Genomic DNA, 14,882 nt, shown 5'->3' with positions numbered 1-14,882 from the left:
ACAACCGGCGGGCCCGCGCGCGGTGGCCGGTGGGACACGCGCGCGGTGGCCGGCGGGGCACGCGCGCGGCGGTCGATGGGACACGCGCGCGGCGGCCGACGGCCGGGTCCGGCGGGCGGGTCCAGTGGGCGGCTGCGGCACGCGGGTGACAGCACGTCCCGGGCCGACAGCCCGCCCCCCGCCCGTGGCACGTATCCAGGATTCGGATCGGTGCGCACGGAAGGGCCACGCCGATGGAGCCGGTCATCCGCGATCCCGCCTCCCCCACCGCCGCGGAGGCGCTGCTCGACCGCGCGCGGGGCGCCCTGCTGGGGCTGGCGGTCGGGGACGCGCTCGGCGCTCCCGCCGAGAACATGCGCCCCTCCGAGATCCGGCGCCGCTGGGGCCGGATCGAGGGGTTCGTCAGCGACGACCCGGCCGGCACGGACGACACCGAGTACGCGATCTTCTCCGGGCTCCTGCTCGCCCGGCACGGCTCCGCGCTGACCGTCCACCACGTCGAGCAGGCCTGGCACCGCTGGATCGCCGACCTCGACGAGGGCCCGTTCCGGGGCGCCGGCTTCAGCGAGCGCGGCACGCTGGAGAACCTCCGGCGCGGCCTGGCAGCCCCCATCTCGGCCCAGCACCGGCACGCCTGGAGCGACGGTCTGGCCATGCGCGCGGCTCCCTTCGGGGTCTTCGCGGCGGGGCGCCCGGCGGAGGCGGCGCGGCTGGTGGCGATCGACGGCACGGTGAGCCACGACGGCGAGGGCATCTACGGGGGCCAGGCCGTCGCGGCGGGCGTGGCGGCGGCGATGTCGGGCGCCGGGCCGGCCTCGGTCATCGCCGCCGCCCTGTCGGTGGTGCCGATGGACTCGTGGACGGCCCGCTCGATGCGCCGCGCGGTGGTCGCGGCCCAGCGCGTCCAGCCCGACCCGCTCGTACGGGAACGGGCCGTCCGCTCGGCGGTGGTCATCGGCGGCTACCCGTGGACGGACCTCGCGCCGGAGGCGGTCGGCCTCGCCTTCGGGGCGTTCGCGGCGGCGCGCGGCGACTTCCGCACCTCGGTCCTCACGGCCGTCAACATGGGCCGCGACGCCGACACCACCGCCGCCGTGGCGGGCGCCCTGGCGGGCGCGATGTCCGGCGCGACGGCGATCCCGCCGGACTGGGCGGCCGCCATCGGTCCCGTACGCGGCAGTTGCCTGCCCTCGATGCGCGGCTACCACGTGCTGGACGTCGCGGAACTGCTCACCCCGTACGACGAGACGGAGGCCCCCTGATGCCGCCCACGCCCCCGCACGCCCCTCCGGCCGGGCGGGCCGCGCCTCCCGGGCCGGGGCCGGCGGACCCGGAGGCCCCCGCCCCCGCGCCCGCCCCGCCGCCGGCGACCGCACCCGTCACCACCGCCCCGGGCGCCACACCAGGTGCCACCCCCGGCGCCCCGCACCACGACCCCGCCGCCCGTAAGGGACGGCGTACCGACCTCGCCGGTACGAGGGGCGCGGCCCGCATCTCCCCGGCGGACGGGCCGCGTCGCGTCGAGGGCCTCCTGCTCGGCCTCGCCTCCGGGGATGCCGCGGGGTGGCCCGCCGCCCGGCACCGCGCCGCCCGCATGCCGGAGTGGACCCGCCGCCTCACCCGTGAGCTCGACACGTTCGCCGAGCAGAACGCCACCACCACCCTCCCGGTCCCGATCGCCCTCAACCAGCCCCCCGAGCCGCTGCGCCTCGGCCCCTCGGACGACGCCGAATGGGCGGTCTTCACCGCCGAGACCCTGCTGACCGCCGCCGGGGGACTCTTCCGCTCCCTCCCGCCCGCCCGCCGCCTGTGCGCCGCCGTGGACCTCGCCTGGAACTCCCTCGCCGCCGAGATCGCCGCCGCCGCCGACCGCGCCCCCGAGGTGGAGTCCGCCGTCCTGCCGCTGCGCGCCCGGATCTCCGTACGCGCCGGACTGGGCAACCTGGCCACCGGGCTTCGGCCGCCCGCGACCGGCCACGACAACCCGCACTACTTCGACGACGCCGCCTGCGTCCGCGCCGCCGTCCTCGCCGTCGCCCACCCCGGCGAGCCCCGCGCCGCCGCCGAACTCGCCGAGTTCGACGCCCGCTACACCCAGGACGGCGACGGCGTCCACGGTGCCCGGGCCATGGCCGCCGCCGTCGCCGCGGCCCTCGGCGGCGCCCCCGCCGGCGACGCCGTGGACGCCGCGCTCGACCAGCTCCCGCCCGGCACCGAGATCGGCCGCAACGCCCGGCACGCCACCCGGCTCGCGCGCGCCGCCGACAGCGCCTTCGCACTGGTCCCGCTCCTGGAGCACCAGATCGTCGACCACGTCTACAGCTACGGCATCGCCGCCGCCGAGACCGTCCCGGTCGCCCTTGCCCTGGCCGTCGCCGCCCGGGGCAGGGTGACCGAGGCGGTACCGGCCGCCGCCTGCCTGTCGCGGGTCGCCGACTCCGCCCCCGCCCTCGCCGGGGCCCTGACCGGCGCGCTCAGCGGCGGCGCCGGTGTGCCCGCCACCTGGCGCGACGCCTGCCGGACCCTCGCGGGCTGCGCGCTGCCCCGGCTGAGGGGTACCGATCTGGTGGAACTCGCCGAACAGCTCGCGCACACGGAACTCGCCACCCCGGGTGGACAATTCCGACATGACGCCGAAACCCACACTGGAGGACCGGATCACCGGCAGCCTCGTCGGAGCAGCCGTCGGTGACGCCCTCGGCGGCGCGGTCGAGGGCTACCCCCCGGACCGCATCGCCGAACGCCACGGCGGCCGCGTCACCGGCATCGTCGGTCCCTGGGACGGTGACGACTGGCGCACCGCCCGCCCCATCGCCCCGTACCACAAGGGTGACGGGCACGTCACCGACGACACCCTCATGACCCACGCGCTGGTCCGGGTGTACGACGCGGTCCGCGACCATCTGGACGCGTACGCCGTGGCGGACCACCTCGTCCCGGACCTCATCGCCACGCCCCGCTGGATCCCCGAGCTGGAAGCCGAGGCCCTGCCCCTCCAGCGGGTCTTCCTCGCCGAGAAGTGGCTGGTGGCCCGCATCCACTACGGCCACGTCGACCCGCGCGAGGCGGGCACCGGAAACATCGTCAACTGCGGCGCGGCCATGTACATGGCTCCGGTCGGCCTGGTCAACGCGGCCAACCCGGCCGCCGCGTACGCCGAGGCCCTCGACGTCGCCGGCGCCCACCAGTCCTCGTACGGGCGCGAGGCGGCGGGCGTGTTCGCGGCGGCGGTCGCCGCGGCCTGCCTCCCCGGCGCGACCCCGTCCTCCGTGGTCGGCACGGCGCTGGAGCTCGCCAAGGACGGCACCCGCTCGGCGATCGAGGCGGTGGCCGACGTGGCCGGCCGGCACACCGACTTCGAGTCCGCGCTCCGCCCCCTCCGTGCGGCGGTCGCCCCCTTCGACACCGTCGGCCCCGACTACCGCGCCCCCTCCCTCGGCGCGCGCCGCCCGTCGCGGCTGCACTCCATCGAGGAGCTGCCGATCGCCCTCGGCATGCTGCTGGTCGGCGAGGGCGACTACCGCCGTACGGTGCTGGGCGCCGTCAACTACGGCCGTGACTGCGACTCGATCGCCACCATGGCGGGCGCCGTCGCGGGCGCCCTGCACGGGGAGGCTGCGGTCCCCGCGGTCTGGGCGAAGCAGGTCGCCGAGGCCAGCCGCCTCGACCTCCACGCCCCGGCGGCGGTGCTGGCGGACGTCGCCCACGAGGTGTTCGCGCGCGACACGGCCCGCCGCCGCGCCCACGAGCGTGCCTTCGCCGCCCTGTCGCCCGCCGCCGGGGCACCCCGGTGAACGTGCGCCTCACCTGGGTGCAGCCCGAGGACCTGATCGGTCACGAGCTGCGCCAGGCCGGCGAGGACGGCCGGGACGCCTCGGCCGTCGGGGCCCGCTGGCGTGCCGCCGGGGGCGCCCCCGCCCCGGTGGCGGCGGGTGCCTCCGCCGGCCCGGCGCCCCCGCACCTGCGGGCCCTGGCCGAGCACCTGCTGGACGAACTGGCCGCCCTCCCGGCCCCCTTGGCCGCCGCCGAGCCGACCCCCCTCCCCCACATCCGGCGGCTCTGCCCCCACTGGCCGCCGCCCCCCGCCGCCCCGGGCACCCCACCACCCGGCCCGCCCCCCGCCGCCCCGGACGCCCCGGACGCCCCACAGGCAACCGCCCGTCCGCCCGCACCCCTCGCCGTGGCGCCGGGGCTGGGCGCCCGGCTGCACGCCGCGTGGCTGGGGCGGGCCGCCGGGTGCCTGCTCGGCAAGCCCGTGGAGAAGCTGCCGCTCCCCGCGATCCGGGCCCTGGCCCGGGCCACCGGGAACTGGCCGATCACCTCGTGGTTCACCGCCAGGGGGCTGCCCCCGGCGCTCGCCGCCGCCCACCCGTGGAACCGCCGCTCCGCCGCCACCTCGCTCGCCGAGAACATCGACGGGATGCCCGAGGACGACGACCTCAACTACGCCTTGCTCAACCTGCTGCTCCTCCAGCGGTACGGCCCCACCTTCAGCACCGCCGACGTCGCCCGCCTCTGGCTGGACGAACTGCCCGCCGGCCGGACCTTCACCGCCGAACGCGTCGCCTACCGCAACCTCCTCTCCGGCCTCGAACCCCCGCTCACCGCCGTCCACCGCAACCCCTTCCGCGAGTGGATCGGCGCCTGGATCCGCGCGGACGTCCACGGCTGGACCCACCCGGGCGACCCCGCGGCCGCCGCCGAACAGGCCCACCGGGACGCCACCCTCACCCACACCGCGAACGGGGTGTACGGGGCCATGTTCACCGCGGCCGTCATCGCCACCGCCGCCTCCGGCACCGCCGACGTCCACCGGGCGCTCGCCACCGGGCTGACCGTCGTCCCGCCCGACTCACGGCTGGCCCGCGCGGTCCGCTTCGGCATCGGGACGGCCCGCGCCCACGGTGACTTCGACGCCGTCGTCGACCGGCTGCACGCCGCCTACGGCTCCTACCACTGGGTACACGCCGTTCCGAACGCCGCCCTCCTCGCCGCCGCGCTCACCCACGCCGACGGCGACTTCACCCGCTCCATCTGCCGTGCCGTCTCAGGCGGCTGGGACACCGACTCCAACGGTGCCACCGCAGGCTCCGTCGCCGGTCTCCTGGCCGGCGCCCCCGACCGGATCCCCGACCGCTGGACCTCCCCCCTCAAGAACCGGCTCGCCACCTCCGTCCACCCCTTCGACGGCATCGGCTTCGACACACTGGCCCGACTCACGCACCAGGAGGCACACCACTCATGACCCACATCGCGGTGCTCGGCAGCACCAACATGGACCTCGTCGCCTATGTGAGCCGCGCCCCCAAGCTCGGCGAGACCGTCACCGGCCGGGAGTTCCGCACGATCCCCGGCGGCAAGGGCGCCAACCAGGCCGTCGCCGCCGCCCGCGCCGGAGCCGAGGTGTCGATGATCGGCGCCGTCGGCTCCGACGAGTTCGGCACCCGTCTCCGGGCCGGGCTGGAGAGCTCCGGGGTGGACACCGACCTGCTCCGCACGGTCGAGGGCCCCTCCGGCACCGCCCACATCGTCGTGGACGACGAGGGTGGCAACGCCATCGTCGTCATCCCCGGCGCCAACGGCACCGTCACCTCCCTCTCGCCCGGCGACGACACCCTCATCGCCACCGCCCAGGCCCTGCTCCTCCAACTGGAACTCCCCCTCTCCGCCGTCGTCGCCGGCGCCGAGGCCGCCCGCCGCCACGGCGTCCGTACGATCCTCACCCCCGCTCCCGCCCAGCCGCTGCCCCCCGCCCTGCTCGCCGCCACGGACCTGCTGGTCCCCAACGAGCACGAGGCGGCGGCCCTCACCGGCCTGGCCGACCCGCGCGCCGCCGCCGAGGACCTGCTGCGGCACGTCCCCGAGGTGGTCATCACCCTCGGCTCGGCCGGCAGCCTCCACGCGGCCCGCGGCACCGCCCCCGTCACCGTCCCCGCCCCCCGGGTCCGGGCCGTCGACACCACCGCCGCCGGTGACACCTTCGTCGGGACGCTCGCCGTCGCGCTCGCCGAGGGCAAACCCGTCCCGGACGCCCTGGCCTGGGCGTCCTCGGCCGCCGCCCTGTCCGTCCAGCGCCCGGGCGCCTCGTCCTCGATGCCGTACCGCACGGAGATCGACGCCGTATGACCACCACCGCTTCCACGACCCCCGCCCTCCAGGGACTGCGTGTCCTCGACCTCGCCACCCTCTTCGCCGGGCCGCTGGCGGCGACCCTGCTCGGCGACTTCGGCGCCGAGGTCATCAAGGTCGAACACCCCCGCAAGCCCGACCCGTCCCGCGGCCACGGCCCGGCCAAGAACGGCGTGGGGCTGTGGTGGAAGGTGCTCGGCCGCAACAAGCGGGCCATCACCCTCGACCTGTCCACCCCCGGCGGCCGCGACACCCTGCTCCGGCTCGCCGCCACCGCCGACGTCGTGATCGAGAACTTCCGCCCCGGCACCCTGGAGAAGTGGGGCCTGGGCTGGCCCGAACTCTCCGCCGCCAACGACCGGCTGGTCCTCGCCCGCGTCACCGGCTTCGGCCAGTACGGCCCCTACGCCCGCCGCCCCGGGTTCGGCACGCTCGCCGAGGCCATGAGCGGCTTCGCCGCCGTCACCGGCGAACCCGACGGCCCGCCCACGCTCCCTCCCTTCGGCCTCGCCGACTCCATCGCCGCCCTCGCCACCGCCTACGCCGTGACGACCGCCCTCCACGCCCGGGCCGCCACCGGACGCGGCCAGGTCGTCGACATGGCGATCATCGAGCCGATCCTCATGGTCCTCGGCCCGCAACCCCTCTGGTACGACCAGCTCGGCTACGTCCAGCCCCGCACCGGCAACCGCTCCCGCAACAACGCCCCCCGCAACACCTACCGCACCGCCGACGGGGCCTGGCTGGCCGTCTCCACCTCCGCCCAGTCCGTCGCCGAGCGCGTGATGCGGCTGGTGGGCCGGCCCGACCTGGTCGCCGAGCCCTGGTTCGCCGAGGGCACCACCCGCGCCCAGCACGCGGACGTCCTCGACGAGGCGGTCGGCGGCTGGATCGCCCGGCACACCCGGGACGAGGCCATGGCCGCGTTCGAGAAGGCGGAGGCGGCGATCGCCCCCGTCCACGACATCCGTGACGTCATGGCCGACCCCCAGTACCGGGCGCTGGACACGGTCACCACGGTGCCCGACCCCGAACTCGGCCCCCTCCGTATGCAGAACGTCCTCTTCCGCCTCTCCGAGACCCCCGGCGCCATCCGCTGGGCCGGCCGCCCGCACGGCGCCGACACGGAAGCGGTGCTCACCGAACTCGGGCTCGACGCCGGTGAGATCACCGCCCTGCGCTCCGAGGGCGCGCTGTGACGCCACCGCCCACCGCTCCCCCGCCCCGGCCCGCGCCACCGCTCCGGTCCCAGCCCCTCACCTGGCTGTACGCCCCCGGCGACCGTCCTGACGTGGTGCGCAAGGCGCTCGCCTCCGGTGCCGACGTCGTGATCGTCGACCTGGAGGACGCGGTGCCCCCCGACCGCAAGGCCCACGCCCTCGCGGCCACCGCCGAACTGCTCTCCTCGCCCCACCCCGTACCGGTCCACGTCCGCCTCCCCAGCGCGCACGACACCACGGCGATCACGACCCTGGCACCGCTGCCCGGCCTCGCCGCTCTGCGTGTTCCCAAGGTGACACACGGCACTGACATCCACCGGGTCGCCGCCCTCGCCCCCGGCGTCCCGCTGCACGCGCTGCTCGAATCCGCCCTGGCCGTCGAGCACGCCCACGCCCTCGCCACCGCCCATCCGGCCGTCCGCGGCATCGCCCTCGGCGAGGCGGACCTCCGCGCCGACCTCGGCCTGCGCGAGGACGGCGGCCTGGACTGGTCACGCAGCCGGGTGGTGGTGGCCGCCCGCGCCGCGGGGCTCCCTCCGCCCGTGCAGTCCGTCCACCCGGACGTCCTGGACCTCGACGGCCTCGCCGCGTCCTGCGCGCACGGCCGGGCCCTGGGGTTCCTGGGCCGCGCGGCGATCCACCCCCGCCAGCTCCCGGTCATCGAGCGGGCCTACCTGCCGACGCCCGAGGAGGTCACGGCGGCGGAGGAGATCGTCGAGGCGGCCGCCACCGGCGCGGGCGCGCTGGCGCTGCCGGACGGCCGGTTCGTCGACGCGGCGGTCGTCGCGGCCGCCCGCCGCACCCTGTCCCTGGCCTCGGCCCACCGCGCATGACGAAGCGGCCGCCGGGACCCTGGTCCCGGCGGCCGCTTCGCGCCACGCTCGTGTCAGCCCTTGTCCGCCGACTCCGGCTTCGCGCCGGCGCCACGGCCGGTCTTCCCGGGCGCCGCGGCGGTGTCCGTCCCCGCCGCGTCCGCCGTCGCCGGACCGGTCCCGGCCGGGCCCGTCCTCTTCGCGTCCATCCCCTTCGCGTCCGCCCTGGCCGCCTCGGCGGCGTCCGCCTTCGCCACGTCCGCGAGCGCCGCCGGCTCCACGACCTCCTCGCGCCCCGGCCGCGTCCGCGACGAGACGACGATGTACGTCACGGCCAGCAGGAAGACCACGATCGCGGTCCACACGTTCAGCCGGAGGCCCAGCACGTGGTGCGCCTCGTCGACGCGCATGTACTCGATCCAGCCGCGTCCCGCGCAGTAGGCGGCCACGTACAGCGCGAACGCCCGGCCGTGGCCGAGGGTGAACCGGCGGTCCGCCCAGACCACCAGCAGGGCGACGCCGACGCACCAGAGCGACTCGTACAGGAAGGTCGGGTGGTAGAGCCCGGCCTCGCGGTTGGCGCCCTCGCTGATCCGCAGCGCCCACGGCAGGTCGGTGGACCGGCCGTACAGCTCCTGGTTGAACCAGTTGCCCCAGCGCCCGATCGCCTGGGCGAGTGCGATGCCGGGGGCGATGGCGTCCGCGTACGCCGGCAGCGGGATGCCACGGCGCCGGCAGCCGATCCAGGCGCCCACCGCGCCGAGGGCGATCGCGCCCCAGATGCCCAGGCCGCCCTCCCAGATCTTGAAGGCGTCGACCCAGTCCTCACCCTCGCTGAAGTACAGCTGGTAGTCGGTGATGACGTGGTACAGCCGGCCGCCGACCAGACCGAAGGGCACCGCCCACACGGCGATGTCGGCCACGGTGCCGGCTTTGCCGCCCCGGGCGAGCCAGCGCTTGTTGCCGTACCAGACGGCGACGAAGACACCGATGATGATGCAGAAGGCGTAGCCGCGCAGCGGGACCGGTCCGAGATGGAGCACACCGGTCGACGGGCTGGGGATGTAGGCAAGGTCCATGGCAGGACCGACGCTACCTTGCCGGGCGGGAGCGGGGGCAACCCGCCCGGCAAAGAGTGCATAACAGCGGTGCGTGACGGCAGCGCGCGACCGCGGTGCGTGACAGTGGCGGGCGACCGCGGTGCGTGACGGCGGCGGGTGCCGCGGCCGTTCAGCCCGCCGAGGGGGACGTGGGCTCCGGGGGCGAGGCCGGTGCGGGCGCGGAACCGGCCGGGGACGGGAAGGCCGTGCCCGGCTTCTTGCCCTTGTTCGCCTCGGCGACCCACTTCTTCAGGTTCTCGATGGAGATCTGCTCCTTGCCCTTGGTGGGGAAGATCGATTCTCCGTTGAGCAGGACGGTCGGCGTACCGCGGAAGTCCCCGTCGCGGAAGGCCTCGTTGGACTTGGTCACCCAGCTGTCGTGGGTGCCCTCGGTGACGCAGGAGCGGAAGGCGGGGGTGTCCAGACCGGGCACCTTGGCCGCCAGTTCGAAGAGCTTGGCGTCCTTGGCGAAGGCGTCGTCCTGCTCCGGGGGCTGGTTCTGGTAGAGCGCGTCGTGGTACGGCACGAAGGCGCCGGCGTCCTGGGCGCAGGCCGCGGCGTTGGCCGCGTTGAGCGAGCCGCTGCCGCCCATGTTGCCGTCGATGATCGTGGCGAGGTGGTACTCGACCTTGATCTGACCGGAGTCGGTCAGCTCGTGCATGGTGTCCCGGACGGCGTTCTCGAACTGGGCGCAGGCCGGGCAGCGGAAGTCCTCCCAGATCGTGAGCGTGGAGGGGGCGTCGGTGGCGCCGGCCGGGATCGCCAGCCGGTCCTCGCCGGCCGCGCCGGTCGGGGCGGCGACGGTGCCGGAGCCGGAGCTGTCGCTCTTGTCGCCGGTGTTGGCGGCGATGAGCCCGGCGACGGCGGCCAGCCCGAGCACGCCGACGACGGCGGCCGAGACGATCAGCGTGCGCCTGCGCCGGTCGTGCGCCTTCTGCCGGTCGCGTTCCTCCTGGAGCCGTTCTCGGGCGCTCCGCTTCCCTGCACTGTTCTTCTCGCTCACGCCCACAGCAACGAACCGGGGAGGCGCCCGCGCGCCTCCCCGGTCCACTTCCACCCGTACGAGTTACGAGGCGGGCCGGGAGCGCCGCACGCCCCGGGCCAGTTCGCCCGCCAGTTCCTTTACGGCGGCGATGCCGGCCGCGTGGTCGTCGGCGTCGAGCATGCGCTTGACGAAGGCGGAGCCCACGATGACGCCGTCGGCGAAGGAGGCGACCTCGGCGGCCTGGGCGGCGTCGGAGACGCCGAGGCCGACGCAGACCGGCAGGTCACAGGTGGCGCGGGTGCGGCGCACCAGGTCGGCCGCCTGCTCGCCGACGGACTCCCGGGTGCCGGTGACGCCCATGAGGGACGCGGCGTACACGAAGCCGGAGCCGGCGGCGGTGATGGTGGCCAGGCGCGCGTCCTGGCTGCTCGGCGCGACGACGAAGACGGTGGCGAGGCCGTGCTTGTCGGCGTGCTCGCGCCAGACGGCGGACTCCTGGACCGGCAGGTCCGGCAGGATGCAGCCGGCGCCGCCCGCCTCGGCGAGTTCGGCGGTGAAGCGCTCGACGCCGTACCGGTCGATGGGGTTCCAGTACGTCATGACGAGGACCGGCTTGCCGGTGGCCTCGTGGGCCTCGCGGACCGTGCGCATGACGTCGGCGATCCTGACCCCGCCGCGCAGCGCGATGTCGTCGGCGGTCTGGATGACCGGGCCGTCGAGGACCGGGTCGCTGTGCGGCAGGCCCACCTCGACGACGTCGGCGCCGCCGTCGAGGACGGCCTTCACGGCGTCGATGCCGCCGTCGACGGTGGGGAAGCCGGCCGGGAGGTAGGCGATCAGCGCGGCCCGGTCCTCGGCCGCGGTCCGCTCCAGGGTGTCCTGGAGAAGCCGGATGTTCCCGCTCACTTGGTGCCCCCCTGGATCTCGGTGTCCGTCTGGATCTCGGCGGCGCCGTCGTCGGCGGAGGCGTCGGCCTCGACCGGGGCGGCGTCGGTGCCGTACAGCCCGAAGTAGCGCGCGGCGGTGTCCATGTCCTTGTCGCCGCGGCCGGAGAGGTTGACCACGATGAGGCCGTCCTCGCCGAGCTCCCGGCCCAGTTCCAGGGCGCCGGCCAGGGCGTGGGCCGACTCGATGGCCGGGATGATGCCCTCCGTGCGGGACAGCAGGCGCAGGGCCCGCATGGCCGCGTCGTCGGTCACCGCGCGGTACTCGCCGCGTCCGCTGTCCTTGAGGTACGAGTGCTCCGGGCCGATGCCGGGGTAGTCGAGGCCGGCGGAGATCGAGTAGGGCTCGGTGATCTGGCCCTCGTCGTCCTGGAGGACGTACGAGCGGGAGCCGTGCAGGATGCCGGGCTCACCGGCGGTGAGCGTGGCCGCGTGCTCGCCGGTCTCGACGCCGTGCCCGGCGGGCTCGCAGCCCACCAGGCGGACGCCGGTGTCGTGGATGAACGCGTGGAAGAGGCCGATGGCGTTGGAGCCGCCCCCCACGCAGGCGACGGCGGCGTCGGGCAGCCGGCCGGCCCGCTCCAGGATCTGGCGGCGGGCCTCGACGCCGATGACGCGGTGGAAGTCGCGGACCATGGCGGGGAAGGGGTGGGGGCCGGCGACCGTGCCGAAGAGGTAGTGCGTGCGGTCGACGTTGGCGACCCAGTCGCGGAACGCCTCGTTGATGGCGTCCTTCAGGGTGCGGCTGCCGGACTTGACCGGGATGACCTCGGCGCCGAGCATGCGCATCCGGGCGACGTTCAGCGCCTGGCGCTGGGTGTCGATCTCGCCCATGTAGATGGTGCATTCGAGGCCGAACAGGGCGCAGGCGGTGGCGGTGGCCACCCCGTGCTGGCCGGCGCCGGTCTCGGCGATGACCCGGGTCTTGCCCATGCGCTTGGTGAGCAGCGCCTGGCCCAGCACGTTGTTGATCTTGTGCGAGCCGGTGTGGTTCAGGTCCTCGCGCTTGAGGAAGACCCGCGCGCCGCCGGCGTGCTCGGCGAACCGCGGCACCTCGGTGAGGGCGCTCGGACGGCCGGTGTAGTTGACCAGCAGGTCGTCGAGTTCGGCCGCGAAAGCGGGGTCGTTCTTGGCCTTGTCGTACTCGACGGCGACCTCGTCGACGGCGGCGACGAGGGCCTCGGGGATGAACTTGCCGCCGTAGGCGCCGAAGTAGCCCTCGGCGCTCGGGACCTGGCCCTCGGGGTCGGGAATGAAGAACTCGCTGGGCATGCGACATGCTCCTCTGCGGGGACGGCGTCGTCCCCGGACGTCTGGCTTGACGGTGGTCACGGTGTGCGCCGGCGCCACCGGACGACCACTGCCCGCCCGTCCGTGCGCCGGAGCGGGCGGTGGGTCAGCGGTGGTGGGGGCGCGCGGTGCGCGCGCGCCATCGCATGCCGTTGACCTGGCCGGGTTCGTCGCCGATGACGTAGCGGACGCGGCGTCCGTGCACGCGCCGCGCGGGGGCCCGGCAGCCGCGCGGGCGGCAGCCCCGGGCGAGCCGGGCGTACGGGTCGCGGGCCGCCGTGGCGTCCGCCGCCGGGACGGCCAGGTACGCGCGCGTGGCGCCCGTACCGGGACGGGCGAGGGTCATGGAGGACGGGGTGTGGGCCGGGATCCGGGCCGGGGCCGCGCCCGGTGCGCCGGGTGCCGCGCCGGCGTCCGCGCACGCGCGGGACGTCCGCACCGGGCGCGAGGGCGTCCGGTGCGGCGTCGCGGCGGCGACGGTGCGGGCGGCGGCGGTCATGGGGAGGTTCAGCCCCGTCCGTGCCGGAGGGCCGGGTGGGCGCCGGCGGCGACCAGGTCGGCGACCGCGGACTTGGGGTCGCGTCCGGTGACCAGGGACTCGCCCACCAGGACGGCGTCCGCGCCCGCGTTGGCGTAGGCGATCAGGTCGTGCGGTCCGCGGATGCCCGACTCGGCGACCTTGACGATGCGGGAGGGGATCTCGGGGCCGACGCGCTCGAAGGTGGAGCGGTCGACCTTGAGGGTCTTCAGGTTGCGCGCGTTGACGCCGATGACCCGGGCGCCCGCGTCGACGGCCCGCTCGACCTCGTCCTCGTCGTGCACCTCGACCAGCGGGGTGAGACCGATGGACTCGGCCCGCTCGATCAGCGACTCCAGGGCGGGCTGCTCCAGGGCGGCGACGATCAGCAGGGCGAGGTCGGCCCCGTACGCCCTGGCCTCCCAGAGCTGGTAGGCCGTGACGATGAAGTCCTTGCGCAGGACCGGGATGTCGACCTTGGCGCGCACCGCTTCGAGGTCGGCCAGGGAGCCGCCGAAGCGCCGCTGCTCGGTGAGCACGGAGATGACGGAGGCACCGCCCGCCTCGTAGTCGGCGGCGAGCCCGGCGGGGTCCGCGATCGCGGCGAGCGCGCCCTTGGACGGGCTGGAGCGCTTCACCTCGCAGATGACCTTCACGCCGTCGCCGCGCAGGGCGGCGGCGCCGTCCTTGGCGGCGGGCGCCTTGGCCGCCCGCTCCTTGAGCTCGTCGAGAGAGACCCGCGCCTGTCGCTCTGCGAGGTCGGCGCGCACGCCTTCGATGATCTCGTCGAGCACACTCACGCGAGAGGCCCCCTTCCACGGCGGCGGTGTTGGATCAGGATCAGTCACCTTGATGGTATCCGCACCGGGGCCCAGAGTCCTCATCCGGCCGACCGCACCGCCGTGACCTGCTGTTTCAGGGGGCGAGAGCCGATCCGAACGGAAGGTTCCGGACGACCGAGAACACCACGAGCAGAGCCCCGGCGGACCACCACCACACGGGGGCCACGGTGAGGCGTGCGGGCAGCCCCCTGGCGGCCCTGGCCAGCCAGTACGCCATCGCCACCGCGAAGAGCAGGTACCCCGCGACGGCGAACGCGTTGGCGCCCAGGGCGGTGACCAGGTCCCCGTGGACGAAGGCGTGCGCGCTGCGCAGGCCGCCGCAGCCGGCGCAGAGCAGCCCGGTGAAGCGGAACAGCGGGCAGACGGGGTAGTGCCCGGGCTCGTTGGGGTCCACCGCGCCGACGTACGCGAACGCCGCGGCGGCCGCCGCGAGGGTGCCCAGGGGTGCCGCGAGCCGCCGCGCGAGCGGGCGCGGAGGGGGCGGCGGGTGCGGGCCGGAACGCGGCGGGCCGCTCCGGAGCCCGGGACGCGCGGGCCCGGGGAGCGCGGGCCCGGGGAGCGCGGGCCCGGCGAGCGGGGGCGCGCCGGGGTGCGGGAGCACGGACGGCGGGGCGGGGCTGCGGGTCGGATCGGGGTCCACCGGGTGATTGTCGCCGGTCATGCGGAAAGGCGCAGCCCGGCTGGTGCCGGACCGCGCCTTCTCGTGTCGCGCCCGGACGGGTCAGGCGGTGACGTCCGCGCGGGCCGTCTCCGGGGTGCGGTCCTTGCGGGCGGCTGCCTCGCGCGCCCGGACGAGGTCGGGCGACTCCTTCTGGCCGAGACCGGCCAGCTTCATCGCACCGCCGACGACACCGCCGAGCAGGATGAGGCCGATGCCCGCCCAGAAGCCGAACGGGTTGGCCGCCACCATGAAGACACCGGCGACGCAGAAGCCGATGAAGGAGATGATGACACCGGTCCAGGCGGCCGGGGTGTGTCCATGGTCGCTGGCCATGAATTGCTCCTCGTTGATGTTGCTCTCTTAAGGCCCCGCCGGGGTGCGG

Annotated in this window: 15 protein-coding genes; 7 read left to right on the top strand and 8 right to left on the bottom strand. The window is 75.7% G+C overall.

Annotated elements, in window-relative coordinates; genetic code table 11:
• The first annotated feature begins 233 nt into the window (after window positions 1-233).
• From ACZ7LK_RS04470 to ACZ7LK_RS04440, 7 genes are read left to right on the top strand one after another with little or no spacing between them, the layout of a single operon-like run.
• Window positions 234-1,262, top strand: coding sequence for an ADP-ribosylglycohydrolase family protein (locus ACZ7LK_RS04470; RefSeq protein WP_469464191.1), 1,029 nt, complete (start codon window positions 234-236; stop codon window positions 1,260-1,262).
• Window positions 1,262-2,692 carry an ADP-ribosylglycohydrolase family protein gene (locus ACZ7LK_RS04465; RefSeq protein ID WP_469464190.1) on the top strand — a complete coding sequence of 477 codons (1,431 nt, stop codon included), beginning with the start codon at window positions 1,262-1,264 and terminating at the stop codon, window positions 2,690-2,692. The genes ACZ7LK_RS04470 and ACZ7LK_RS04465 overlap by 1 nt, the downstream gene beginning before the upstream one ends.
• Window positions 2,628-3,794 carry an ADP-ribosylglycohydrolase family protein gene (locus tag ACZ7LK_RS04460; RefSeq protein ID WP_392276222.1) on the top strand — a complete coding sequence of 389 codons (1,167 nt, stop codon included), beginning with the start codon at window positions 2,628-2,630 and terminating at the stop codon, window positions 3,792-3,794. The genes ACZ7LK_RS04465 and ACZ7LK_RS04460 overlap by 65 nt, the downstream gene beginning before the upstream one ends.
• Window positions 3,791-5,245 (top strand): ADP-ribosylglycohydrolase family protein, encoded by a 1,455-nt coding sequence (locus ACZ7LK_RS04455; protein ID WP_471138320.1) that lies wholly within the window; start codon window positions 3,791-3,793, stop codon window positions 5,243-5,245. The genes ACZ7LK_RS04460 and ACZ7LK_RS04455 overlap by 4 nt, the downstream gene beginning before the upstream one ends.
• Window positions 5,242-6,126, top strand: a complete 885-nt coding sequence (gene rbsK / locus ACZ7LK_RS04450) for a ribokinase (protein ID WP_392276220.1) — start codon at window positions 5,242-5,244, stop codon at window positions 6,124-6,126. The genes ACZ7LK_RS04455 and rbsK overlap by 4 nt, the downstream gene beginning before the upstream one ends.
• The gene (locus ACZ7LK_RS04445; RefSeq protein ID WP_392276219.1) at window positions 6,123-7,328 is read left to right on the top strand and encodes a CaiB/BaiF CoA transferase family protein; all 1,206 of its coding nucleotides are present in this window, start codon (window positions 6,123-6,125) and stop codon (window positions 7,326-7,328) included. The genes rbsK and ACZ7LK_RS04445 overlap by 4 nt, the downstream gene beginning before the upstream one ends.
• Window positions 7,325-8,182 (top strand): HpcH/HpaI aldolase/citrate lyase family protein, encoded by an 858-nt coding sequence (locus ACZ7LK_RS04440; RefSeq protein ID WP_392276218.1) that lies wholly within the window; start codon window positions 7,325-7,327, stop codon window positions 8,180-8,182. Before ACZ7LK_RS04445 ends, ACZ7LK_RS04440 begins: the two co-directional genes overlap by 4 nt.
• Before the next feature lie 53 nt (window positions 8,183-8,235).
• Here the strand turns inward: ACZ7LK_RS04440 and lgt are convergent, their stop codons facing one another.
• The 8 genes from lgt to ACZ7LK_RS04400 form a co-directional block, all read right to left on the bottom strand.
• Window positions 8,236-9,240: a prolipoprotein diacylglyceryl transferase gene (lgt, locus tag ACZ7LK_RS04435; RefSeq protein WP_471138317.1), complete on the bottom strand. Its 1,005-nt coding sequence runs from the start codon at window positions 9,238-9,240 to the stop codon at window positions 8,236-8,238.
• Window positions 9,241-9,391: 151 nt separating this feature from the next.
• Window positions 9,392-10,264: a DsbA family protein gene (locus ACZ7LK_RS04430; RefSeq protein WP_471138315.1), complete on the bottom strand. Its 873-nt coding sequence runs from the start codon at window positions 10,262-10,264 to the stop codon at window positions 9,392-9,394.
• Between the two features lie 63 nt (window positions 10,265-10,327).
• On the bottom strand, window positions 10,328-11,152 hold the full coding sequence (trpA, locus tag ACZ7LK_RS04425; RefSeq protein ID WP_471138313.1) for a tryptophan synthase subunit alpha: 825 nt from the start codon (window positions 11,150-11,152) through the stop codon (window positions 10,328-10,330).
• Window positions 11,149-12,462: a tryptophan synthase subunit beta gene (gene trpB / locus ACZ7LK_RS04420; RefSeq protein ID WP_392276214.1), complete on the bottom strand. Its 1,314-nt coding sequence runs from the start codon at window positions 12,460-12,462 to the stop codon at window positions 11,149-11,151. Before trpB ends, trpA begins: the two co-directional genes overlap by 4 nt.
• A gap of 124 nt (window positions 12,463-12,586) precedes the next feature.
• Complete coding sequence (gene trpM, locus ACZ7LK_RS04415; RefSeq protein ID WP_392276422.1) at window positions 12,587-12,826, bottom strand: tryptophan biosynthesis modulator TrpM; 240 nt, start codon at window positions 12,824-12,826, stop codon at window positions 12,587-12,589.
• Between the two features lie 161 nt (window positions 12,827-12,987).
• Window positions 12,988-13,797 carry an indole-3-glycerol phosphate synthase TrpC gene (trpC, locus tag ACZ7LK_RS04410; RefSeq protein ID WP_392276213.1) on the bottom strand — a complete coding sequence of 270 codons (810 nt, stop codon included), beginning with the start codon at window positions 13,795-13,797 and terminating at the stop codon, window positions 12,988-12,990.
• A gap of 115 nt (window positions 13,798-13,912) precedes the next feature.
• Window positions 13,913-14,500, bottom strand: a complete 588-nt coding sequence (locus ACZ7LK_RS04405; protein ID WP_471138311.1) for a DUF2752 domain-containing protein — start codon at window positions 14,498-14,500, stop codon at window positions 13,913-13,915.
• A gap of 60 nt (window positions 14,501-14,560) precedes the next feature.
• Window positions 14,561-14,833 (bottom strand): HGxxPAAW family protein, encoded by a 273-nt coding sequence (locus ACZ7LK_RS04400; protein WP_392276211.1) that lies wholly within the window; start codon window positions 14,831-14,833, stop codon window positions 14,561-14,563.
• Window positions 14,834-14,882: the final 49 nt, after the last annotated feature.

Source organism: Streptomyces sp. NPDC039423 (genome assembly GCF_055598725.1).
Note: the sequence above shows the minus strand (reverse complement) of the source record. Positions and strands in the feature narration are given on the sequence as shown.